This is a genomic window from Paenibacillus tyrphae (assembly GCF_000722545.1).
Taxonomy (GTDB): domain Bacteria; phylum Bacillota; class Bacilli; order Paenibacillales; family NBRC-103111; genus Paenibacillus_G; species Paenibacillus_G tyrfis.
Genome location: NZ_JNVM01000017.1, coordinates 91,565 through 115,077, shown reverse-complemented (window position 1 = coordinate 115,077; position 23,513 = coordinate 91,565). Strand labels below are relative to the sequence as shown.

Below are 23,513 nucleotides of genomic sequence, written 5' to 3'. Positions count from 1 at the left end.
GACGCTTAGAGCGCCCCTTACAATTTGAATCGGTTGACCAGTTCGGATAAATCCTGCGCCGTCCGGCTTAACGATTCCGCGGACGAAGCAATTTCCTCGGCTGATGCGAGCTGTTCTTCGGTTGTAGCGGCAATCGTCTGCGCCGACTCGGCGGAATGTTTGGCAATTTGGCTCATCTCCGAAGCGGAAGCGGACACCTGCTCCGAGCTTGCTGCCATTTCTTCGGCTGCCGCCGCCACTTCCTGAATTTTGCCGGATACGTCGCTTGCGGTGCGGGTGATTTGCTGGAACGCTTCATCCGCCTCGGTAACGGCTTGAAGGCCGATGCGAACCTCCGACAAGCTGCGGTTCATCGTGAGCACCGCTTTGGATGTATCGGTTTGAATCTGCGTGATGATGTCCGAGATGCTTTGAACGGCTTCACCGGACTGCTGGGCAAGCTTCTTCACTTCGTTCGCGACGACGGCGAAGCCTTGTCCATGCTCTCCCGCTCTTGCCGCCTCGATGGAGGCGTTGAGCGCCAGCAGACCCGTTTGCGAAGCGATGTCGTTGATGATCTGCAGAATGCTGCCGACGTTGACGGAATGCGTCTCCAGCGTCTTGATATCGGCGCCCGCTTGTCCGACCGAATCGCTTAGGGCGTTCATTCTGCTCCTCGCCGCTTGAATAGCGTCATTGCCATGCTGCGCTTGGATGGTGGATTCTTGAGACAGCTCGGATACGTCCGACGTCGTTTCGGCGATGCGTTGAATGCCTGCCGCCATCTCTTCCATCGCCCTTCCGGTTTCGTCGGAGCGCATCAACTGATTCTCCGTACCGGAGGCCATCTCTTGTATGGACAGCGTAACGGTTTTGGTCGCTATCGTATTTTGTTCCGAGCTGGCCTGCAGCTCCTCGGAGGAAGCGGCAACCGTCGTGGATGCCTCTTGAATTTGCACCACGGTCATTTTGAGATGGGCGACCATATCGTTCAGGGAAACAACCAGACTTCCAATCTCGTCCTTTTGCTTGACCGTGAGCGGTTCGACCGTCAAGTCGCCGCCTGCTACCCGGTGCAGCGATTCGGATACGAGCTTTACGGGCTTGGATATGATGCGGATCATCACGATGACCAAGGCGATTCCGATCAAGACCGAAATGACGATCATCCCGATCGTAAGCCCGATATTGCTTTGGTAGATTTGTCCGCTTTCCTGCGTCGCTTTTTTGGCGCCGTCGTTATTGATTTTGATCATTTTATTTAGCAGCTTCTGCATTTCGTCATAGGTCTGCTGGGATTGGGTCATCAGCGCCGTCAGTTCTTTTTCCTGCTTCACTGCGCCTCGAACCAGGTCGATTTGCTTGCCCAACGTTACGGTGCGGTCATAAACTTCTTTATAGCTGTTCCATTTCGCCCGAAGCTGCTCCGTCGTGATGCGATCTTCGTCGCTTGAGTACGTCTCGCCGTACAGATCCAGCTGCTTGTCGATCTCTGCAAACGTGGCGTCGGCTTCCTGCATGTATTGTTGTTTTTTAGCGACTTCCGGATTGGTCAAAATTTTATATTGCATAACAAGAATGTGTTCTGTCAAATAGTTGACGTTGTTGGCGATTCCCACTCCCGAAAGCCAATCGCCGGTAATTTCCTCCGTCTTCGATTGCATCTTAGCCCCCCGGCCCAGCGAGGTGAGGCCGAAGCCGGCCAGCAGCAAAATCAGGAGCAGAAACGATAAAAACAGTTTTCTCCCGACTGAAAGCATAAAGTGATGTCTACCCATTATGTTTCGCTCCTTTGTTGTGTTCATCTCCTTTTTATCGACAAAATTCGATAGAATTATTAGGTGTTTTCTAGGTGAAATTTTTGGTTACTAAAACAAATTGAAAAAGTATGGGATCTCGGATTCTAAATTAGAAAGGTGACCATTCCTGTGATCCAAGGGCTGTACGAGGCTCATTTGCCGGAAAAAGATCTGGCTCGGTCTGTGGGAGACGGAACAGGTGAACGTCCCGTATTATCCGTCGTTGGGGCATATCGCCTTTCAAGTGGAGTTCGAGGATAAGCAATGGCTTACGGATAGGGGGATCGAGGTGAAGGAAGCTTTCGGGTTTGCGCCGGCGGGTCCCATCGTGCTGCTCAACCGGCCGCATGCGCACGCAGCCATTTATTTTGAGGACCCGGACGGCAATTTCATTGGAGTTACTCATACGTAACGCACAAGACAGCGAATATATCGTATTTCATAGAAACGGCATACGTTAAAAAAGAGTTACATTAAAATCCGGAACGTATCAAGAAGCCCGCCTATCTTTTTTAGGACCAGCTGGGCTTCTGTTTTTCTCATCTTCGTTAGCTAAACGCCAGCTTCTCCCGCTCGACAGCATCCAACCAGAGGCCGACATGATGCTGTACCAGCTTCCGCTGCTCGATCTGCAGCAGATGACCTGCCCCGTCCAATACGGCAAAGGTCGCCCGAGGAAACGATTCGAGCACGGCAAAATGATCCTTGTACCCGCAGATTGCATCCTGCCGCCCAAGGAGAAACAACGCCGGCTGCGGAAAACGGCTGTCCTCCGGGATCGGGTCACATTGAAAATGGTACCCTTGCGTACGCCAGTCCGAAGACAGAAACGCGCGGTCGGCGAGCAGACGCCCCGGCTGCCATTCCTCCCGGAAAAGCTCCCAGTTCGCCCGCGATTGCACGGTGGCTAATGTTTCGAAGGCTGCCCGAACCTCCGGCTCAAGCTCTGCCAGCAGCGCCTCGTCCCGGACCGGTACGCTTCGTTCGGGGAGGGTGCGGATTTTCCGGTGAAGCGCCGGGGCGAGAAGACACAGCCCGTCCGCCCGGCGGTGCTCGGCGTGCCAAATCCCCTGCGCCATGTAGCCGCCGAACGACATCCCCATGATCGCGAACCGCTCGTTTTCCGGCAGGATCGTCCGGAGGCCGTCCAGCAGAACCGACAACAGGTCGTCGGAGGTTTTCATCCAAGGCTCAACCGGACTCCGTCCGTGAGCCGGAATATCGACGTAGATCCGCTTCCAGCCCGGCCGCTGTTCAAACAGCGGCTCCATCCATGCCATCATCGACCGGTGGTCGGTTGCCAGCGCATGCAGCACGATCAGCGGGTATCCTTCGCCACGGGTTTCGTAGTATAAAGGCGGATTTGTTTTTTCGGTAGTCATTTGCCCTGGCCTTCTTTCTTAGTCAGTCGCCGTTAATAATAGCGCACGGCAGATGCGTTAATTGGCCTTAGTATACTGCAATTCGGAGAATAGAGGAACTACGATGATTTATTGGCCGAAAGACAGGCGAACGGGATAAAATTCGACACAAGTAAAGAACGTGTGTTCCTCTATTATTTAACCGGGTGCATTCGCTTTATGGATAACGCATCTGCGTTCCTTTATTTCTCCAAGCCAGGGCCTGTACCCTGTAAGCCATACCTTCCTGCAAACCGCTCCTCCCGCATACGTGTCGTCTCATCCCTCTCCCCGCGACTCTTTCCGGTACTGCCCCGGAGGCATGCCGACGATCTTCTTGAACGTGCGCGAGAAGTTCTGCGCGTTGCTGTACTGCAGGCGCGAGGCCATCTCGTCAATGCTCGTCTCCGTATGCCGCAGCCAATGCTTCGCTTTGGCGATGCGGCTGGCGAGCAGATAGTCGGAGAACGTGGCATCGTGCACTTCCTTCAGCGCCTGCTTGCCCAGCGTGACTGGCAGGCCGAGCGCCTTGCAGCAGCTTTCCAGCCGGACATCTTCTTCGTTGTGCGTATCGATGAAGCCGGTTAACTGTTCGGCGGCACGTCGCATATGTCCGTGGTGTTCCTTCTCCAGCTCGCCGATCAGCAGATCGCACGCCCGCGTCTTCAGCCAATCGCTCCACTCCTCCAGCGTGGACAGCTCCAGCCATTCCGCAGCCACAGGTTCCGCCAGAGGGCGGGACAGCGACTGGCCGACCGAGCGGTACAGGAACAGCGTGAGATCGATCATCCGCGATTGCAGCCACTGATAGTGGATCGTACGGACCCCTTCCAATTCGCGCAGCCGGTCGATATAGTCGTAAGCCAGCCCGCGGTCGAGCGAGCGGACGGCGTACAGAATATCGTTTTCCAGCTCACGGAACGAGAAGGGCACCTCAGGAGACTCCGTTTCGCCGCCGAATTCCTCGATCGGAATCACTTCGTTTTTTCCTGCGACCAGCTTATGCTTCAGCGCTTCTTCCGCTTCCTGCGAAGATACGTTCAAATAAGCGTAGTCCTTACGCAGGCGGCTCACGCCAATGGAGACGGTGAACGGAAAATAGTGCCGGATAAAATCGCGGATCGTTTGCGCCGCTTCCCGCACCGCAGCTTTAGCTTCTTCCGGCGCTGCCGCAGGGAGCGTGAGCACCGCCATGAAGCGGTCCTCGCCCCAAGCGGCGACCATGCCGCTGCCTTTCGTATCGATGACCTCTTGAATGACGCTGGATATGCCGTATTTGAAGTAGTACAGATCGATCTCAGAATAGAGCGTTTCCAAGCTGCGGTATTGGTCGATCTGGACGGCAAGGCAGCCGAATTCGCCTTCCTCCGTCAGCGGAAGCTGATAGCGCTCGCATTTGTCGCGATCCTGCTGCGACCGGATGCCCTTGAGCAGCAGGCTGCGGAAGATGGTCGCTTTGATTTCCGGCGTCAGCTCCTTGATCCTCTCCTGCAGCTCGTCGCGGGTCGCTTTGATCCGCCGCACCGTATCGTAGACGTGCCGGAATTCGTCCGGGTCCGAGTCGGGGGTTCGGACCGGTTCGCCGGCGGATGCGCCCGCGCGGGCTGGGCCGCTGTCCTCCACCAGCGAGACGAGCTCGCTCCAGCCCCGCCACAGCCGCCCCGTTGCCAGCAGGGTCACAAGCACGGCAAGCGCCAGCAACAGACCCGCGATGGCAAAGATGACGTTGCGAAGGCTGCCGATTTTGGCAAACAGCACGTGATTCGGAATCGCGAACCCGAATATCCAGTCTTGGTACGACGGGGGCAAATACGCGACGAACAGGTCGTCCGCCGCCTTCGGCTTGCCTTCCTTGATCAACGGGACAATTTCGCTTTCCAGCGTTGACCTGCCCAGAGCGCCCCGGGCCTGCAAAATGTCCCGGCGCTCGTCCAATATAAAGTACGTTCCCTGCTCCCCGTCGGGCAGCCCGAGAATGTGATCAAAAAATTGCTGATTCAAATGAATGATCATATATAAATCCTGCGTCGTCTGGAAAACGGGCAGTCTGCGCACATACACCGTCGTCGGCGTATCATGGACCGTCAGATTGAGCAGGGCGGCCTTTTTGCCCGTCTGCTCAAAGGCCCCGATCACGTTCATGTAGTCGTCCTGAAACGCCGTCACCTGCCGGTTTGTGCTGAACAGCCGGCCGCTCGATACCCGGTACAGCGCGATGTTGTCCACGTCCTCCAGCGACGTCTGCATGCGAAGCATCGTTTCCTGCACGCTGATCAGCCCGATCCCGTCCTCTTCCGTCCATGGGGAAGCGAGGCTTTCGACGGCAGGCAGCTTCTCGAATTGCAGAATGGCTTGATCGATTTGTTTAAAATAGCTGGACACCCGGTCCTGCGTCCGCTGCAGCGAGCTGCGGTACGCCTTCTCCACTTCCTCCGACAGACTTCGGGTGGCGAGGAAATACACCGTAAAGCCCATCGCCATAATGCAGAGAGCGCTGAGCAGCAGCATGACGATGACGGTTTGTGCTTTTTTCGAACGCTGCAGCCGCATGCCGGTTCCCCTCCGTTTCTGTCTGAGCTGCCACTGTCGGCGCTTAGGCAGCGCGTGCTCGCATCTTAACAGTACAACGAAAAATTATAGCACAGGAAGTGTCATTTCGGACAAAAAGGACATTTGCGCATTTTAACACTTGCCGTTCAGCGGGAAATCCGGCATCCGGGGCTAGGATCGGGCGTGGTCATTTGGCCGGAAATCGCGGATGTACGTTTTTGACAATTGCCGCGGATGGCGGGCGGGAGTACAGTAAAGGCATGGCAGGCCGGCCGAACTCACAACGGAATCGATAGACCGACATTTGGAAGCAGGGAAAAGGGGTTGGATACATTGGTTAAGCTTAGATGGAAGCGTACGGAAAAACGAATCGGCGCCGCAATGCTGGCTGCGGCTTTATTGACGGTAGCCGCAGGCTGCGGAGGCGGGGGTGCCGCCACATCGGACGGGAAAGAATCGCAAGCGGCGGCGCCGTCCGGACCGGTCAAATTGAAGCTGGCCTACGACAACGGGAATACGATCCCGAGCACGTCGCCGGACAGCAACGAAGCGCTTAAATATTTGCAAACGAAGCTGGGCGTTCAATTCGAACTGAACATCAACTCGTGGGAGATTTATAAAGAGAAGATCCGCGTGCAGATCGCCTCGGGCGACGTCCCGGACGCCTTCGCCTGGCGGACGATGGATGACTTTATCGTCGGCATGATCAAGGCGGGCGAAATCGTCCCGCTCGACGACTATATCGACAAGTATCCGAACCTGAAAAAGCAGAAGGATCTCTATATCACGAAGTACCAGAACAAAATTTATGCGATCACGAACGTGCGCAATCCGGTCGCCTCCGGGGACATGCCGATGATCCGCAAGGACTGGCTCGACAGCCTTGGGCTGCAGCCGCCAAAAACGACCGAGGAGCTGTACAACGTAGCCAAAGCGTTCGCGACGGGCGACCCGGACAAGAACGGCAAAAAAGACACGATCGGCATCCAGATCGGCTATGCGAACAATGCGTTCATCGGCGTCAGCGGGCTGCAGCAGCCGTTCGGCATTCAGGACAAGTGGGTGAAGCAGGGCGATAAATACGTGCCGAATTTTGCGACGCCGCAATTCAAGGAATGGCTCGAGTGGATGCAGAAGGCGTTCAAAGACGGCCTGATCGACCCCGACTTTGCCGTGACGGACGGACGGACCGCCGAATCGAAGGTCGTCAACAAAGGGCAATCCGGCATTTTCTTCCAGTATGCATCGCGAATTAACGATTTCGAGGACAACTATAAGAAATCGAATCCGAATGGCAAGCTTGTTCCGTTCGAGCCGGTTAAAGGGCCGTACGGCCAAGGGGCGACCGGACGCGTCAACTACGGCGGGTTGTTCATAACGAAGAAAGCGGCGAAGGACCCGGCCAAAATGCAGAAGCTGATGGAGTGGCTTGACTTCGGCGCCAGCCCGGAAGGCGAGCAGTTCAACCTGTACGGTGTGGAAGGCGTTCACTACACGAAAAAGGACGGCAAAAACGAAGTAAATGCGGAAGCGACCAAGCGCGACATGCCGGGCGCATTCCTGTGGACGCTGCCGGTCGGCAAGACCGAGGAGGTGTTCGTGGGCAAGAAGAACAGCGCCGAAGCGCAGAAGCTTGTGAGTGACGGCAACCTCATGCTGGAGAAATTTTTGAAGCTGCCCGCGCCGCTCGACTTTGCGTTCTCGCCGACACGTTCGAAATACAACGCCGAGGCCGATGCGTTCATCAACGGCAGCATCGTGAAAGTCATTATGGGCAGCCTGAGCGTGAACGATTGGGACGGTATCGTGAAGCAGTGGTACGACCGTTTCGAAGGTAACAAATGGATGGATGAAATCGCCCAGGCCGCCGGCTCCGGCGGTGCGAAGTAATCCGCGAAATACGGACGGAAACGTCGGCATGCTAAGCCGGCGTATCCGTCATGCGCAAAAACGGGCAGCCAAGCTGCGCCGTACTGTGTGTGACGGAGGAAGCCTCCGCTCGTTCGGATGAGACAATACGAATGATAGGAAAGGGGGACATCCCATGGCCATCCAGCCGAAAAGCGCGGCATGGAACGCTCCGGGAACGGGGGCGGCGGCGAAGTCGGGACGCTCGCGCCTCGCCAAGAAGCTGTGGGCGGACCGCTACATGTATTTGCTGGCACTCCCGGGCATGGCGTTTATTCTGCTGTTCGATTACGTGCCGATGTACGGCATCGTGCTGGCGTTTCAAGACTATAACCCGTTTGCGGGCGTATTGCACAGCGATTGGGTCGGGTTCGCGCATTTCGAGCGGCTGTTCAAGCACCCGGACTTTTGGATGGTGCTGCGCAACACGCTGGTCATCAGCTTTCTGAATTTGGCGCTGTTTTTTCCGACGCCCATTGTGCTGGCGCTGCTGCTTAACGAGGTGCGGATCGCATTTTATAAGAAAACGATTCAGACGATCATCTACTTGCCTCATTTCGTCTCCTGGGTCGTCATTTGCTCGCTGACCGTCACGCTGATGAACTCGGAGGGCTTGATTACGCAAATCGTCAAAGGGCTCGGCTTCGAAAAGGTGCAGCTGCTGCTCGATCAACGGCTCTTCTGGGGCATCATTACGGTGCAGAGCATTTGGAAGGAAGCGGGCTGGGGCACGATCATCTTCCTTGCGGCGCTGGCGGGCATTAACCCGGAGCTGTACGAGGCGGCCCGTGTCGACGGGGCTACGCGCTGGCAGCAGATCCGCTCGATCACGATCCCGGCGCTGATGAATACCGTGGTCGTGCTGCTGCTGCTGCGAATCGGGCACATTATGAGCTTGTCGTTCGACCAGCTGTACATGATGGGTAATCCGATGGTCATGCAGGTGGCGGAAGTGTTCGATACGTATGTGTTTAAAGCGGGCGTGCTGCAAGGCAACTTCAGCTTCGCAGCTGCGGTCGGCTTGTTCAAATCGGTCGTCGGGCTCGTGATGATTCTTGGCTCGAACTGGCTTGCAAAGAAGACGAGCGACAACTATCTGTTCTAGGAAGGAAGGAGGCGGAAGTCCGATGAAATCGCAAAAAGGCCGGCTGTTCGAAGCGGTCAACGGAGTCCTGCTCGGTCTCTTGGCGCTGCTGATGATATTTCCGTTTTGGAACGTACTGGTCACTTCGCTGTCTTCGCCGCACCTGGTGTTCGAAGGCCAACTGCTGCTGTGGCCGAAGGGCTGGTCGACGATTGCCTACGAGACGGTGTTTAAAAATCAACAGTTCATTCAAACGTTCAAAAATACGATATTCGTGACCGTCATCGGCACGGCGCTCAGCATGCTGCTGACGACGACGCTTGCTTACCCGCTCTCCAAAAAATCGGTGCACGGCTCGACGGTCATGCTGTTCATTGCCTTCTTCACGATGCTGTTCAGCGGGGGCATCATCCCTTCTTACCTGCTGGTTAAGGAGCTGCATATGCTCAATACGCTCTGGGCACTGATCGTGCCAAGCGCACTCAGCGTCTTCAATCTGATGATTATGGTCAGCTTCTTCCGGTCGGTGCCGGCGGAGCTGGAAGAATCGGCGAAGATGGACGGCTGCAACGATATCGGCGTGCTCGCGCGGATCATCGTGCCGATTTCGCTGCCGGTCATCGCGACGCTGACGCTGTTCTACGCGGTGTCGAAGTGGAACATCTTTTTCCAGGCGGTCATGTACAACAGCGCGGTGGAGAAAATGACGTTGCAGGTGCTGCTGCGGCAAATTCTCGTGCAGATGACGAACGAGGCCGTCGATGCGGCCATGAGCGGCGATACGCCGCGGATCGGGGTATCGGTAAAAATGGCGATGATCGTGATCGCGACGGTGCCGATTCTGCTGATTTATCCGTTCCTGCAAAAATATTTTGCCAAAGGAACGATGATCGGGTCAATCAAAGGATAGGAGAGGGGTCAGGCAACCATGGACAATCAACTGCTGCTCGCCAAAGCGCAGCAAATTTATCACTATATGATGACGGCGCCGGAAAGCGATTGGCAGCGCAATATGTATAACTGGGACTGGAAGCCGGGCGTAGGGCTGATCGCTGCGGTAAAATACGGGCAGGCGACCGGAAGCCCGAAGGTGCGCGACTATTTGTGGCGCTGGATGCGGGATAACCGGCACAAGGCGGCGGAGCTGCGCGTCATCAATTCGACGGCGCCGTTCGCGGCGCTGACGGAGCTGCTGCGCGAGCAGCCTGATGCGGAGGCGGGATGGATGGAGCTGGCGCAAGAGCACGGCCGCTGGCTGATGGAGGAGGCTCCGCGCACGTCGCAGGGCGGCTTCGAGCATACGGTAACCGAAGGCATCGACTTCCCGGAGCAAATGTGGGCGGATACGCTCGTGGTCGGCGGTTTGTTCCTCGCCCGGCTCGCTTCGCTGACCGGTGACCGGGCGATGGCGGAAGAGGCGGTCCGCCAAGTGGAAATCCACCTCCGGCTGCTGCAGGACGAGGCGACGGGCGTGCTGTTCCACGGCTACGACGGACAGCGCGGCGATCATATGTCGGCGGCGCGATGGGGCCGGGCGAACGCGTGGGTGGCCTTCGGCGTGCCGGAAATCGTGCGCGAGGTGCGGGGGCTGGCCGAAGCGCCCGCAGAGGTGTGCCGGAGGTACACGAAGCTGCTGGAAGGGCTGCTGCGCTTCCAGACGCCGAACGGGATGTGGCATACCGTACTGGACCGGGACGATTTTTATTTGGAAACGTCGGCTGCGGCGGGGATCGGCTACGGGATGCTGCTCGCTCTGAAGCACGGGATGGCGGCGGATGCGGCGCTGCGGGCGAAGCTGGAAGAAGCCGTCCGCAAGGCGGCGCAGGCGGTGCTCATCCACGTGGACGTGTACGGAGCGGTGCACGGCGTGTCCGGCGGGACGCCCGTCATGCCGACGGTGGAGGCGTACAACGAGGTAAAAATAACGCCGACGCCGTACGGTCAGGCGCTGGCGCTGCTGCTGGCCAGCGAGCTGCTGACGGAGGGGAACGGCGGCGGACGGTGAAAGAAGCTCCTTCGCCCGCTCCTGCGGGGCAGGCGGAGGAGCTCTTGGTTTAGCAAGGCGAGACCAGTCGGGAGGGACGAACATGAAAAAGGGAAGCAAAGGCAGAGGACGGCTGCGCTGGTTGTCGGCGCTGGTCGCAGGGACGACAGCGCTATCTGTGCTGGTTCCGATGGGGGCGCAAGCGTCCGTCGCTCCGTCGGCGATGACGCCGGACACGAGCTTGTTTTACGACCGGGTGGATAACGTATTTCCGGACGCGGCTTCCGTGGAGCGGCAGTTGCAATTTTTTCAGCGCAATCTGGTCGGTAACCAGCAGCCGGACGGGCGGACGGACAATTTTCCGCAGAAGGTGTATGTGAACGCCGCTGCCGGCAGCTTGACGGCAGGAAACATTGTGGCGAACTTCGGCTTCGAAGAAGGTGCAGGCGCATTGCCGGACGGCTGGACGGCAACGGACGGACAAGGAGGCGTGCCGCAGACGGGGACGGTCCGCTGGGTGAACGACGCAAGCGCCGCGTTGGAAGGCTTGAAGCTGCTGCAAATGGAAGCGGTAACAAGTCGCAGCGCAGCGATTTCGCAAACCATCGCGAACCCGGCCGACGTGCTGGTCGATTATGCGACGCCGGTGAAAGCGACGGTGGCGCCGAACAGCGTGATGATTCTCAGTGCGTTCTACAAGGCGGAGCAGATCGTCTCTTCCGAAGGAGGACAAGGGATTTACGCGAAGGTAACCTTTTTGGACGAGGCGGGAAGTCCGTTGGCACCGCCGTTCACAGTGACGAGTGCCGTCTATGCCCGCGGCGGCTGGCAGGAGCTTCGCGGACTGGTGACGGCACCGGGCGTGCAGGCGGCAAGCATCCGGGTCGAAGCCGGGCTCGACCGGGCGAAGGGCACGGTGCAGTGGGATGGCATTCGGCTGATGCGCGTCGATACGACGACCGGCAGCGACGGCGTCGTCGCTGCGGCGAAAGGCACGGCCGCCTTCCCGAACGGCGGCTTTGAAGCGGCTTCCCCGGCGTGGACGCTGAAATCGCTCGGCGGCGCGGCCGTCGAGTCATGGAGCGGGTCCGCGGCGGGCGGCTATGCCGGCAAGGGCGGCATGCTCACGTCGAAGTCGGCCGATACGGCGGCGGCGCTGACGATGACGGCGAAAGCGTCATCGAACGGCACGCGGCAGTTCGGAGGCGACTATCGCATCGCGACGGTCAAGTACAAGACGCAGCCCGGCTTCGCCGCGCAGGATGGCCGCGGCGTGGCGATGCGGCTCCGATTTATGGACATGAAGGACCGGGAAATCGGGCAGCAGACCTTTTACGGCGCGCCGACCAACGGGCAGTGGAGCGAGATCGGCGGCGTGTTCGATACGCCTTATCCGGTGCACTACGTGATCTGCGAGCTTATGCTCGACCGGGCCGTCGGCACCGTGCAGTTCGACCAAATGTCCTACATCGGTGTGGACCAGCAGAGCAGCAGCACGGAAGCGGGCTTCGGTTCGGCGGGACTGCTTGCGTACATGTGGAGCATCACGGGAAAAACGGACACGGCGCTCGCCAAGCGGGCGAAGGACGCGCTTGATTTTTATTTGAACCGGCGGGTGACGACGACCGACAACCCCGCGAATGCGTCCCGTCTGCTGGACGGGAAGGCGAACAGCGGGGAGGCTTACGTGCCGTACAGCGTCAGCGGCAGCACGACAAATGCGGATTATCCGACGACAGCGTTTGGGCTTCACAATCTGGCGGCGGCGCTGACCTACGGACAGGGGCTGTTTACCGAGACTCAACTGGCGCAGGCGAAGGACAAAGCGTACTCGATGTGGCGCTGGCTGACCCGGGTGACCAAATTCAGTACGCAAAACTCGATGAACCAGGCGCTTGTCGGCCTGCTCGGCGGGGTGGAGCTGGCGGTGGCCGCGGACGATGCGGCGCTGAAGCGGGAAGTCACGGATTATTATATCCGGGGACTGGCAGGCTCGAATTTGCCGGACAAAGGCATGCGTGTGCAAGCGCGGCAGTTGGTGGACGGACGGAACATTTTTTACGAGGTCAACGGCTTCGACGTCAGCTACGCGGGCGTATCGCTCAGCGATCTGGCGGACATCATCGAATCGATCCCGGACGGAGACGCGGCTTTCGGCGAGCTGAAGCAAGTCATTCGGGCGGACGGATTGGAAATGGCCGACTATTTTAATGCGCGGCTGGCGGCAGACGGATGGATTTTTGCAGGCTCGCGGCACAACGAAGGCGGCGGTTCGGCTTTTAATATGGGGAACTTCTCCGGGCTATCGTATTGGGGCGATGCGCTCAAGGCCGATGTGGGCCGTTTCCTGATCAAATCGTTCGGTTCGACGACGCCGTCCTACGGCGATACGGCCAATCTCGGGCACATTGCCATGCACGGGCCGGTCGCGATGCACCGGATGCTGCGAAAGTACCCGTGGAACCGCAGCGAGCAGCAGAAGCTGGAAGAGTACAATTTGCGCAAAGGGCAAGTGTCCGTCTACTTCAAAAACGACAATAAGCAGCCGTTGAACTTGTCCGTATCCGGCACGGATTTCACCGAGCATCTGCTCGACACGGGTACAGCCGATCCGGATAAGCCCGGCTTTCCGAAGATCGACCGGCTCATCGGCTGGTATGCGACGGATGCGGAGGGCAAGAAGCAGTACGACGACGTGAAGCGGACGACGGACAATTGGTCCACGCCGCGGTATTATATCCGCAAGGATACCGGCAGCGCCGGCGGTCCCGGCGACGGGGCGAACCTGACGCTGCAATATTACGTGACGAACGGCACGTCCCTGTACAATGTGCTCGCCGTGCGGATGGGCTCGGCGCAAAGCTATACGTCGCTGAATCAATTGATCGGCCTGCCTTATATGTCCGTGCCGAACCGGCCTTACGTTCCCGGCGCGCTGGAGCCGGACCGGGTGCGCATCAACGGCTTGTATGCGGTGGACGGCAGCCCGCTGCTCGATCTTAGCGCGGACAGCGGCTCGGCGGCGGCTCCTGCGATGGTGGCGGGCACCGCGAAGGTGAGCGGCTGGCCGCTGCTGAAGGCCGAGAATGCGCCGGGCGGCGGAGCGGCCAAGCCGACGTGGCTGTCGAAGGCCGACCTCGACAAGCTGAGCGTGGGCTTTGTGACGGCAAACGGCAAAGTGATGGACGATTTGTATACGAAGGCGCTGTGGGACCCGACGAATGTGCGGACCTCCGACAATAACGGCACGATCGTGCAATTTGCCAACTCCGACAAGCTGATGGTGCAGCTTACGGACGGCGCGGCAGCGCAATACCAAGCGGGAGACTGGGTTTATTTTGTGAGCAAAATCGAACCGAACGCTTCCGCCACCGGCTTCCGCACAAGGCCGATCACGAAATATGCCGGCCGCACCGACGTGCTGCGCGCTTTGGTTGTCGAGGACGAGGGGATGCTGCTGTTGCTCGCGGAAGGGCGTGCGCTCTTCGTCGATAAAGCGGGCCGCAAGGCTTATATCGACGGCCGTCCGGCGGGAGCGGCCGAGGCGGCTGCGATGCAGGCGGCGGCCGGAGAAGCCTCGCAGCCGCGTGAGTAACAACGAAACCATAAGTATAGAGAGGGACGGAGAGAAACCATGCTTACCCATTCCGATCTTGAACGGAGGCTTCTGCAGCGGTGGCTGCAGAAGCAGGAGTACAACGAGGATCTCCGGCTGCTGCGCGTTCCGTTCAGCAGCCCGGGCTACCATACGGCGCTGAAGGATGTTCCTTTCGTGCATCCGACCCGGGAATCGCTAGGGTATGCCGTCGCCCTGCTGGACGGCGGCGGGGAAGCGGAGCTGGAGCGGGCCTGCGCGATTCTGGACCGCGTTATCGCGCTCCAGGAGACGGACCGCAGCCTGCCGACGTACGGCATCTGGTCGTGGTTTTACGAGGAGCCGCTCGGCGACATGCGCCCGCCCGACTGGAACTGGGCCGACTTCTGTGGCAAGCAATTGCTGCTGGCCGTGCGCAAGCACGAAGACCGGCTTCCCGAAGCGTTGAAGGAACGGCTACGCGAAGCGGTGTTTCGTGCCTGCGAAGCGATTATCGCGCGCAATGTGGGGCCGGGCTACACCAACATCGCGATCATGGGCGCTTTCGTCACGCTGATCGCCGGCGAAATGTACGGGCAGGAAGCTTTTGCCGTCTACGGCCGGCAGCGGCTGCACGCCTTTTACGAATATACGATGCGCCTTGGGGCGTTCGAGGAATACAACAGCCCGACCTATACGAAGGTCGCTCTTGTCGAGCTGTCGGATTTGTACGCCTGGGCGAAATCGCCGGAAATAAAGACGCTTGCCGCGAAGCTGCTCCATTTGGCGTGGGGGGCGGTTGCCAATCATTTTCATCCCGCAACCCGTCAATGGGGCGGCCCGCATGCCCGCAGCTACGACACGACGTTGTCGCCCTCTGTGCGGTCCTTTCTTCAGATTGCGCTGCAGGGCCGCGTCGAATGGCTGACGGAGGAAGAGCTTGCTTACGATCCGCAGTGGTACGGCAGTCCGATCGGATGCCCGGACGAAGTTGTGCCTCTGTTTACGGAGCCGTCCGTCCGCACTCACGCCCAAGTTTTTTACCGGAACGAAGAAAAAGGCATCGAGAAAACAGCGTCGTTCTACCAAACCGAAACGTTGTGCATCGGCTCGGTCAGCCGCGAAAACATGTGGAATCAACGCCGCAATCTGCTGGCTTATGTATCCGACGAGCAAGGCACGTCCTATGTGTGGCTGCGCTGTCTGCATGACGGCTACGATTATGCCGCCGCCGTCTTTACTTCCGTGCAGCGGGAAAACCGGGTCCTCTTCGGCATCGGCTTCAGCACGAACGGCGGAGACACGCATAACAGTCTGGACCGTATCCGCGGATCGATCGAAGCCAAGGACCTGCGGCTGCGGTTTGAGATCGGCGGAGGCGGTTGCGATGCGAAGGTCGAGCAGGATCTTCAGGGAGAACTGCATGTGACGGTCGGCCGCCATGTGCTTAACATCCGGCCCGTGTTCGCGTCGCTGGGCGAGGCATCGGCCCGCTGGGAATGGAGCCGCGAGGAGGACCGGCTGTACGTGGATTGCGTTTTCTATAGCGGGATAAACCGGACGATCGATTTCGAATCTTTGTGCCAAGCGGGGGCGCTGGCGGTCTGTACATTCGCCGAGGAGCGCGTTTCGTGCAGCTTCAAGCTAACCTTAAAGGAACAAGCGGCATTCGTGGAATGCCCGGCTCCTTCCGAGGGCGGGCCGCTGCGGCTGAGCATGCGGCTGAAGCCGGCTCTGATGGATACGATGCTGTCCGCTTTATAAATGAGCGAAACCCGGACTGCGCTGCTCTTGTGCGCGTTCCGGGTTTTTGCGTATGCTTCCTCAGCAACTAACCCCCGTCCGTTTCGTTTCCCCCCTCTTGACTAACATTTTGTAACCTTTTTCCATGCCAACCTCGTCATATCCCTAGTATAATGAATAGGACCGCAACAACGAATCCAAGGAGGAACTCATGAAAAAATTTATACTTGGACTGCTCTGCGGAGCCGTGCTTGCCGCTTCCACCGCCGTTTACGCCTCGGATGAAATCCGGGCGACGCTATTTCCCGTAAAAATGAAATTCAATGGAGAGGTTCGCGATACGGGCTCCCGGTTCGCGATTTTGAATTATGACGGCCATACTTATGTGCCGCTTCGCTTCATGGCCGAGAACTTGGGGGCCGGGGCTGTCTATGACGCGGAAGCCCGTACCGTTTCGGTCGTTTCCGAGCCGAAGAATGCCAGTGACGCGCAGAAAAAAATATGGGCGGCAACGTACCGCCTCGAACGCGGTATGGAGGCCAAAGACGTGAAGAGCGTGCTGGGCGAACCGTCCTTCCTGACGCTGATTGACAGCTCCAAGCAGCAGCTGTGGCGCTACGACTTCGGAGCATCGGCCGGCTACAGCAGCGGCGGTCTCAGCGCTGACGCCGACGGCTTGAGCCGCGGCGACTTGGAGGGGCAGCTGTTCATTCGTTGGAACGCAGGCGGACAAGTCGACCGGTACGAGCTGTGGACGGCGAAAAAAGCTGCAGACGGCACGCGCAGCGTCTCCTCCTTCACCGTGTACCCCGACGGCTCTACAAGCGGGTCTGCCGCCGCAAACTAGGCTGGAGCCGGTTCCTTTCGGGACCGGCTTATTTTTCGCGCGATGGGGAGTACATCGAGTTTTATCTTGTGAAATCTATCACATTAGGCGCGGGATGAACGCTGTTGGATGCGGCCATCTTCAAAATTTTGGATATGTGCGCATAATGGTTTCCAATCTTTGGACATACTATCGGTGTTCCGAAATTTCCATTCCAGTTCAGGAGGTTTTTATGCACACGCAGCAACGTTTTGCCGCCCACGAATTTCTGGAAACCCAAGAGGCGGTCCGCACGAAAGCGGCGCACATTGAACTGTACGGCGTTCTGTTCGCGATGGCGCAGGATACGCACTTGAAAGATATTTTGTTCAATCAGCAGCGACGGATGCTGGAGGGCTACGATTACGGTATCGGCCTGCTGCAAGGCAGAGGCATCGCCATGACGACGCCGCATACGCCGGAGCTGCGCATTTACGAAAGACCGCAAGCCGGACTGCAGCAGCCGTCCATGCCTGGGCCGAATCCGAACGCGACGCAGCTGTCCGATGGGTCCATCGCGACAATTGCGCTGAATCTGCACAAAACCGGCTCGGCCGTCGCCATGCTGTGGGCCTGCGAATGCGTAGATCCGCAAATTCGCCAGTACCATGCGACCTCGGCGAACATTTGCCAGGAGATGGCTTGGGAAATGTTCCAATACATGAACTACAAGGGCTTCTACCAAGCCCCGCAGCTGGCCGACCATACGATGCGCACCATGATCCAAGCTGTGCAGCCTGCGGAGCCCCAGCAGCCTTACCAGACGCATTTTCAATAACAGCCACCGCTGCTTTTGGGAAGCCGGTCGTTCTCTTGTTCGCGAGAACCCGGTTTTTTTGTGCTTGAAAGCCAGGCAGAAAAAGAAGCCACCAACGAATTTTGGATTCGCAGGAGGCTTGAGGAAAAAGCAAGAAGTTAGAAAAATCCTCTTCCAAAGAATCGGGGTTCAAAAAATTCCTCAAACCGTTCGAATCTCGCTGACTCGAACCGCGGCTCGAATCGCTCGAATGGCTCGAATCTTTCTTCGAATCGCTCGAATCCGGGTGATTCGAACGGGAATGGGGAGAATGCATTTGTACGAACGGTTTTCGCATTTTTATTTTGTTTTTTCGCGCTTGTACGAACTGCTTTTGCATTTTTAATCTGTTTTTTTTGGTTTGCCATTTAACATCACCTCAACATTCATCATGTTTTTAAATACACAAAGATGAAATTACAATAATTAGAAAAATTAATAAAACTAGGATAACGGCTGTTGTAGTAGTTCCCAGGCCGTGGCCTGTAAAAGATACGTACGCTCCATTCCTTTCCATAGGGATTCACTACGTTATAAACATACGTTAATGATATTTACAGTGATTGGACATGTGTACTGCCAGGATTTAAATTGTGCATTTAGAGGAGAAGAACTGGCTGATACCCTCAAGCTTTTTCATAATTTTTAGCAAAAAAATGGGCAAATTCTTCCTTAACCTAACAGTTTCCTAATAAAGCTCTGTCATAATAGGGATACAACATCACCTTAGACGGTTGGGGGTCTTGCCTATGGCTAAAGTAATGGTAGTTGATGATGCCGCTTTCATGCGGATGATGCTGCGAACGATGCTGACGGAGGAAGGGCACGAAGTGGTGGCGGAAGCGACGAACGGCATGGAGGCGGTCAACACTTATTTGTCCGCCCGGCCCGACCTGGTCACGATGGATATTACGATGCCCGAGCTGGATGGGGTTGGAGCGGTCAAAGAAATCCGCAAGCACGACCCGAACGCGAAGATCATCATGTGCTCGGCCATGGGCCAAAAGGGCATGGTGCTGGAAGCCATTACAGCGGGAGCGAAAGATTTTGTCGTCAAGCCGTTTCAAAAAGACCGCGTCATCGAGTCGGTCAACAAGGTGCTCGGCTTGTAACACGCCCGGCGGCATCGGGGTTACCGACTGCCGTATCCATAACGGGTTCGAATCGCATTCTCTTCCTTATAAATGAAAAACCGGTCGTTTTCGCTCAATGGCGGAACGGCCGGTTTTTTTGCAAGCGGAGCAACCTTTTCGCGGTTCGTCAGGTCTAATGGGTAAATGTAACATAAGGCGGGAGGATGGACCGGTGGCAACGATCGTATGGCATAAACCGAGCGGGCGGAAATATCTTTTTCTGGGCCCGGGATTCGGTGCTTACAAAGCGCAGAGAGCGGGCCTACTTGGCGCGGTGGCAGCGGTCTGCGACAGGAACGGAATCATCCGCTGGTTTCCGTCGGATGAGCTGCAGGTACTTGAAGTCGACGGTCAGCCCGTAAGCAACTGGTTCGAGAGTTTGGCCGATCTGGACACGCCGCTGCCGCAAGACGACGTATGCTGCGCACAAGCGGGAGCTATTGAGCAGTGTCCAGCCTGTTTGACACGTGTGACGGCGGAAGAGCGGGAATGCCCGTCCTGCGGACTTACGTTAATCATGGAATCTTGAGCATCCGGGGCAGAAAAGGGCGGCGGGAACGGGAGCGCGCATCTTTTGCGAAGGGGAAGGGCATGCTAGGAATTGCAATTTCCCTTCCAATTTGGAAAAGAAAGGATGTGAAGCGGTCGTGCCATTCGCCAAGATTAACGGAACGACGATGTACTATAAAGTGAAAGGCTCCGGCGTTCCGATCGTGTTCATTCATCCTCCGATGCTGACGAGCAGCAACTTTGCGGATCAGCTGGAGCAGCTTTCGGGCAGGTACCAGATTATTGCGTTCGATATTCGCGGCCACGGACAGAGCGGGCAGTCCTCGGAGCAGCTTACATACACCCTGCTGGCGGAAGACATTCGCGGGCTGCTCGACCATTTGGAGCTGAAAAAAGCTTATTTGTGCGGGTATTCGACCGGCGGATCGGTCGCGTTGGAAGCGCTGCTCCGCTATCCCGACCGGTTCTACGGGGCGATTCTGATCAGCGGCATGTCGGAGTTAAGCGACTGGTACCGGCGCAGCGAGGTTTGGGCGGCGGTCGGGCTGATGGGGCTTCGCGCCAAACGGATTGTCGCGGCGGTTATCGCCTGGGGCAACTCGAACAAATGGAAGACGTTCCGGCGTCTTTACCGCACGGCTAAGGAAGGACAGCTGCGGAACGTGAACGACTATTTCAAGTGCAGCCTGACGTACAACTGCACGGAGAAGCTGGGGCAGATTCAAACGCCTATCCTGCTTTTATACGGGGAGAAAGATAAAGAATTTCATCGGTATGCCCATATCCTCCACCGCAGCCTGCCCGACAGCACGCTGCATTTCTTGCCCAAGGTCGGCCACCAGCTTCCGACCAAATCGGCGTCGTTGGTAAATACGTTAATCCGCCAATGGATCGACGAGCGCCATCCTTGGAAGACGGCGGACAAATCCCGCCAGCAGGCACCGTCCTTGCCGACTTTTCCCCCGCCGGATATGCCGCTGGCCGAAGAGACGACGGAGGTGTAGGCGTCCGGCTCGATGATTCACGCAGGGATTTCTCACCCGGCGGCAATCCGTGCGATTGCGGCCTTCTTTGCGCGCCACTCTGAGGCATAGTACAATAGCGAGACGATACAAAACTCGGAGAGGATGAATACGCTTATGGACCCGATCAAACGAGAAAAGCTGCTGGAGCAGGCCGCCGCTTATGCGAGAGCCGAATTGGAACGAGACAGCAGCGGCCACGATTGGTGGCATATTGTCCGAGTGACCCGCACGGCCAAGCGGCTGGCGGCGGTCGAACGGGCGGACACGTTCATCTGCGAGCTGGCGGCCCTGCTGCACGACGTAGCGGATGAAAAGCTGAATCCGAGCAAGGAAGCCGGACTGCAAAAGGTAAAGAACTGGCTCGCCGAAGCGGGAACGGACGAAGCGGACCGTGCGCATGTCGTGGACATTATTTCGACGATGTCCTTTGGAGGAGGACGCGGTCAGCCGATGCGTACCGCCGAAGGCCGGATCGTGCAGGATGCGGACCGACTCGATGCGATTGGCGCCATCGGTATTGCCCGGGTGTTCGCTTATGGCGGCTGGAAAGGCCGGCCGATGCACGACCCGGAGCTGCCGGTCCGGGAGCACATGACGCCGGAGGAGTACCGCAGCCACCCGGGAACGGCGATCAATCACTTTTACGAGAAGCTGCTGAAGCTCAAGGATTTGATGAACACGGCCGCCGCCCGCGCCTTGGCGGAGGAGCGCCACCGCTTTATGGAGCGGTATTTGGAGCAGTTTTATAACGAATGGGACGCGGTGGATGGAGCGTTTGACCCCGCCGGGGAGACCACCTCACCGACTGAGACAACGTTCTGATGACGGTCCAGATCGTCTTCGGTGCGGCAGCGAAAGGCTGTTTAAAGGTTGCCATGGGAACCAGGCCCGACAAGTCGGTGATTCATTGGGAAGACGATTTGATGTCGGGTCCTCCGGTTTGCGCGGCCTCGCAGAATTGGGAGAAAGTGCGTCTTCGATGGGAGGAAACCATTGCCAATGAGGAGGCCCGGCAATACTTGCCCTATCTGAAAAGCAACATGGAAGCTTGGCGGGAATGGCTCTCCCGTCTTTCCGCGAATCCGGTTCCTGTCGTGATCTGGGCAGCCGACAACGTTTTTGAACAAACCGGGCTTCGCGCCGTGCTTGCTTCCCTGCCGCCCGACGTTACCGTATCCGTCATGAACGTCACCGTCGCTTCCGAAGGACGGCTCCGCCATACCGGGGAAGCCGCCACCGACGAATTGGCTTCGTGGATCGGTAATGCGGGGCCGCTTGCGCCGTGGACCAGAGAGTGGCTTATCCAAGACTGGCGGAGACTGGTAGAAGAAGCGGGCTTGCTTCGTATCTACGAGAATGGTAACCTTCGGACGGCGGATGAAAGCTATTTCGACGAAACGATCGTTCAGGGCGTCCGTACCCTACAGGCAGAGGCCCAGGGCTGGGTTAAAATCGGACTGCTGATCGAGGAAATTCTTTTTCATGCTTTGGACCGTCCGATTTCCCATAGCTGGATCGAATATCGGCTTCGCCGTTTAATCGAACGGGGCATTCTCATCTATACGGGCTCACTGGAAGCCATGCATGATTACGCCGTAAAGCTTGCAACGCCTGCGGATTCGGCCGGTTAGCCCGCTTCCCATGGGGAACGACCCATATTACTCGAACTGCTTCAGGAAGCGGCCCATCCGCTCGATCGCCTCGGTCAAATTTTCTACGGAAGAGGCATAGGAGCAGCGGATATGGCCTTCTCCGGCGGAGCCGAGAGCGTTGCCGGGTACGACCGCAACCTTCGTCTCCTCCAGCAGCCGCCAGGCGAACGCCTCGGAGGAAAGGCCCGTGTGCCGGATCGACGGGAAGGCGTAGAAGGCTCCCCGGGGCTCGAAGCAGGGCAGGCCGATCTCTTGGAAGCCTTTCAGCACAAGCCGCCGCCGCTGATTGTACGAGCTGACCATTTCCTTCATTTCCTCCGTGCCGTTCCGGAGCGCTTCGATAGCCGCTTTCTGCACCGTAATGGGCGCGCAGATCATCGTGTATTGATGGATTTTGGTCATCGCCGCGATAACTTCGGAATGTCCGCAAGCATACCCGAGCCGCCAGCCGGTCATGGCGTACGCTTTGGAGAAGCCGTTCAGCAAAATCGTCCGGTCCCGCATCCCCGGCAGCGCCGCAAAGCATGTATGCTCACCCTCGTAAGTCAGCTTGTCGTACACCTCGTCGGAAATGACGATCAAGTTATGCTTTTCCACGACTTTGGCAATTTCGAGCAGATCCTCCCGGGGCATCGTCGCGCCGGTCGGATTGTTCGGATAGTTGAACAGCAGCGCCTTGGTCCGCGGCGTGATCGCGGCTTCCACCTGCGCGGCGGTCAGCCGGAAATCGTTGTCCGCCGTCGTGGTCAGCGGAACCGGCACGCCGCTCGCCATCGTGACGCATGGCGCGTACGAGACGTAGCACGGCTCGGCGATCAGCACCTCGTCCCCGATATGCACGATTGCGCGCAAAGCAAGATCGACCGCTTCGCTGACCCCGACTGTAACCAGCACCTCGCTGCGGGGCTCGTAATGCACACCGTAAAATCCATGCAGGTGAGCGGCAATTTCCTCACGCAGCTCCAGTAAGCCCGCGTTGGACGTATACATCGTGTACCCTTGCCTCAAAGACTGAATCCCCGTTTCCCGGATCGCCCAAGGCGTCACAAAGTCGGGCTCCCCGACGCCGAGCGAAATAATGCCGGTCATCTCCGACGCGAGATCGAAAAACCGCCGGATGCCGGACGGCGGCATATCCCGGATGACGGGAGAGATGCGTTCGGACCAATTTAAAGTCATGACCATTCACCAGCTTTTCATGGATTTGTTCGTGCAAATTTGCAAATAAAAAAGCCCCCGTCCCCAAAAAAAGGGACGAGAGCTGTTGCTCACGCGGTACCACCCTCGTTGACTCCACTACATACGAAGTCCACTCGGTCCTATAACGGCGGATCACCGGCCAACTCCTACGGCTGCAAGCTTCAGAGGGCGACTCCAGGGTGGCTTTCGGCAGGGCTTCTTTCCCGGGCTCGCACCTTCCCCGGGTCGCTTGGAAATACGCCGTGCTTACTTTCCCCATCGTTGTCTTTCATGAAAAATAAATTAACAGTACTATAGCACGGGTCGTTTTC

General features: G+C 57.7%; 18 protein-coding genes and 1 other annotated feature. Of the genes, 14 read left to right on the top strand and 4 right to left on the bottom strand.

What is annotated here, in order from left to right:
• Positions 1–17 precede the first annotated feature (17 nt).
• Positions 18–1,757 (bottom strand): methyl-accepting chemotaxis protein, encoded by a 1,740-nt coding sequence (locus ET33_RS20955; protein WP_051775482.1) that lies wholly within the window; start codon positions 1,755–1,757, stop codon positions 18–20.
• 220 nt (positions 1,758–1,977) lie between these two features.
• Here ET33_RS20955 and ET33_RS20950 point away from each other — a divergent pair, with 220 nt between their 5' ends.
• On the top strand, positions 1,978–2,190 hold the full coding sequence (locus ET33_RS20950; RefSeq protein WP_051775481.1) for a VOC family protein: 213 nt from the start codon (positions 1,978–1,980) through the stop codon (positions 2,188–2,190).
• 136 nt (positions 2,191–2,326) lie between these two features.
• Here ET33_RS20950 and ET33_RS20945 read toward each other — a convergent pair whose 3' ends face one another.
• Both ET33_RS20945 and ET33_RS20940 read right to left on the bottom strand, forming a co-directional pair.
• Entirely contained in the window at positions 2,327–3,160 is an 834-nt protein-coding gene (locus tag ET33_RS20945) for an alpha/beta fold hydrolase (RefSeq protein WP_036686254.1), read from the bottom strand.
• A gap of 297 nt (positions 3,161–3,457) precedes the next feature.
• The gene (locus ET33_RS20940) at positions 3,458–5,728 is read right to left on the bottom strand and encodes a helix-turn-helix domain-containing protein (protein ID WP_036686252.1); all 2,271 of its coding nucleotides are present in this window, start codon (positions 5,726–5,728) and stop codon (positions 3,458–3,460) included.
• A 333-nt stretch (positions 5,729–6,061) separates the two neighbouring features.
• On the opposite strand from ET33_RS20940, the gene ET33_RS20935 reads away from it, so the two are divergent.
• The 13 genes from ET33_RS20935 to ET33_RS20870 all read left to right on the top strand — a co-directional run bounded on the left by ET33_RS20935 (position 6,062) and on the right by ET33_RS20870 (position 21,981).
• On the top strand, positions 6,062–7,618 hold the full coding sequence (locus ET33_RS20935; protein WP_036686250.1) for an extracellular solute-binding protein: 1,557 nt from the start codon (positions 6,062–6,064) through the stop codon (positions 7,616–7,618).
• A gap of 154 nt (positions 7,619–7,772) precedes the next feature.
• Positions 7,773–8,741, top strand: coding sequence for an ABC transporter permease (locus ET33_RS20930; RefSeq protein WP_036686248.1), 969 nt, complete (start codon positions 7,773–7,775; stop codon positions 8,739–8,741).
• A 22-nt stretch (positions 8,742–8,763) separates the two neighbouring features.
• A complete protein-coding gene (locus tag ET33_RS20925) occupies positions 8,764–9,630 on the top strand; it encodes a carbohydrate ABC transporter permease (protein WP_036686246.1) in 867 nt (288 codons plus the stop codon).
• A gap of 18 nt (positions 9,631–9,648) precedes the next feature.
• Complete coding sequence (locus tag ET33_RS20920) at positions 9,649–10,725, top strand: glycoside hydrolase family 88/105 protein (protein ID WP_036686244.1); 1,077 nt, start codon at positions 9,649–9,651, stop codon at positions 10,723–10,725.
• Positions 10,726–10,807: 82 nt separating this feature from the next.
• Positions 10,808–14,299, top strand: coding sequence for a hypothetical protein (locus ET33_RS20915; RefSeq protein WP_036686241.1), 3,492 nt, complete (start codon positions 10,808–10,810; stop codon positions 14,297–14,299).
• A 39-nt stretch (positions 14,300–14,338) separates the two neighbouring features.
• Positions 14,339–16,042, top strand: a complete 1,704-nt coding sequence (locus ET33_RS20910) for a hypothetical protein (protein ID WP_051775480.1) — start codon at positions 14,339–14,341, stop codon at positions 16,040–16,042.
• Between the two features lie 190 nt (positions 16,043–16,232).
• Positions 16,233–16,868, top strand: a complete 636-nt coding sequence (locus ET33_RS20905) for a stalk domain-containing protein (RefSeq protein ID WP_036686238.1) — start codon at positions 16,233–16,235, stop codon at positions 16,866–16,868.
• A 211-nt stretch (positions 16,869–17,079) separates the two neighbouring features.
• The gene (locus ET33_RS20900) at positions 17,080–17,664 is read left to right on the top strand and encodes a spore coat protein (RefSeq protein ID WP_036686235.1); all 585 of its coding nucleotides are present in this window, start codon (positions 17,080–17,082) and stop codon (positions 17,662–17,664) included.
• A gap of 767 nt (positions 17,665–18,431) precedes the next feature.
• Entirely contained in the window at positions 18,432–18,794 is a 363-nt protein-coding gene (locus tag ET33_RS20890; protein ID WP_036686232.1) for a response regulator, read from the top strand.
• Between the two features lie 193 nt (positions 18,795–18,987).
• Complete coding sequence (locus tag ET33_RS20885) at positions 18,988–19,344, top strand: hypothetical protein (protein ID WP_036686229.1); 357 nt, start codon at positions 18,988–18,990, stop codon at positions 19,342–19,344.
• Between the two features lie 118 nt (positions 19,345–19,462).
• Complete coding sequence (locus ET33_RS20880; protein ID WP_036686699.1) at positions 19,463–20,329, top strand: alpha/beta fold hydrolase; 867 nt, start codon at positions 19,463–19,465, stop codon at positions 20,327–20,329.
• Positions 20,330–20,464: 135 nt separating this feature from the next.
• Complete coding sequence (locus tag ET33_RS20875) at positions 20,465–21,172, top strand: HD domain-containing protein (RefSeq protein ID WP_051775479.1); 708 nt, start codon at positions 20,465–20,467, stop codon at positions 21,170–21,172.
• Positions 21,172–21,981, top strand: a complete 810-nt coding sequence (locus tag ET33_RS20870) for a DUF3658 domain-containing protein (RefSeq protein WP_036686227.1) — start codon at positions 21,172–21,174, stop codon at positions 21,979–21,981. The genes ET33_RS20875 and ET33_RS20870 overlap by 1 nt, the downstream gene beginning before the upstream one ends.
• Before the next feature lie 27 nt (positions 21,982–22,008).
• On the opposite strand, the gene ET33_RS20865 is transcribed toward ET33_RS20870, so the two are convergent.
• Positions 22,009–23,181, bottom strand: a complete 1,173-nt coding sequence (locus tag ET33_RS20865) for an aminotransferase class I/II-fold pyridoxal phosphate-dependent enzyme (RefSeq protein WP_036686695.1) — start codon at positions 23,179–23,181, stop codon at positions 22,009–22,011.
• A gap of 68 nt (positions 23,182–23,249) precedes the next feature.
• Positions 23,250–23,473, bottom strand: a binding site (T-box leader).
• Positions 23,474–23,513 lie beyond the last annotated feature (40 nt).

Bases quoted from the DNA above. Each gene is read 5' to 3' on its own strand.
- ET33_RS20955 (WP_051775482.1), bottom strand. From the start codon at position 1,757: ATGGGTAGACATCACTTTATGCTTTCAGTCGGGAGAAAACTGTTTTTA.
- ET33_RS20945 (WP_036686254.1), bottom strand. From the start codon at position 3,160: ATGACTACCGAAAAAACAAATCCGCCTTTATACTACGAAACCCGTGGC.
- ET33_RS20940 (WP_036686252.1), bottom strand. From the start codon at position 5,728: ATGCGGCTGCAGCGTTCGAAAAAAGCACAAACCGTCATCGTCATGCTG.
- ET33_RS20930 (WP_036686248.1), top strand. From the start codon at position 7,773: ATGGCCATCCAGCCGAAAAGCGCGGCATGGAACGCTCCGGGAACGGGG.
- ET33_RS20925 (WP_036686246.1), top strand. From the start codon at position 8,764: ATGAAATCGCAAAAAGGCCGGCTGTTCGAAGCGGTCAACGGAGTCCTG.
- ET33_RS20920 (WP_036686244.1), top strand. From the start codon at position 9,649: ATGGACAATCAACTGCTGCTCGCCAAAGCGCAGCAAATTTATCACTAT.
- ET33_RS20915 (WP_036686241.1), top strand. From the start codon at position 10,808: ATGAAAAAGGGAAGCAAAGGCAGAGGACGGCTGCGCTGGTTGTCGGCG.
- ET33_RS20910 (WP_051775480.1), top strand. From the start codon at position 14,339: ATGCTTACCCATTCCGATCTTGAACGGAGGCTTCTGCAGCGGTGGCTG.
- ET33_RS20905 (WP_036686238.1), top strand. From the start codon at position 16,233: ATGAAAAAATTTATACTTGGACTGCTCTGCGGAGCCGTGCTTGCCGCT.
- ET33_RS20900 (WP_036686235.1), top strand. From the start codon at position 17,080: ATGCACACGCAGCAACGTTTTGCCGCCCACGAATTTCTGGAAACCCAA.
- ET33_RS20890 (WP_036686232.1), top strand. From the start codon at position 18,432: ATGGCTAAAGTAATGGTAGTTGATGATGCCGCTTTCATGCGGATGATG.
- ET33_RS20875 (WP_051775479.1), top strand. From the start codon at position 20,465: ATGGACCCGATCAAACGAGAAAAGCTGCTGGAGCAGGCCGCCGCTTAT.
- ET33_RS20870 (WP_036686227.1), top strand. From the start codon at position 21,172: ATGACGGTCCAGATCGTCTTCGGTGCGGCAGCGAAAGGCTGTTTAAAG.
- ET33_RS20865 (WP_036686695.1), bottom strand. From the start codon at position 23,181: ATGACTTTAAATTGGTCCGAACGCATCTCTCCCGTCATCCGGGATATG.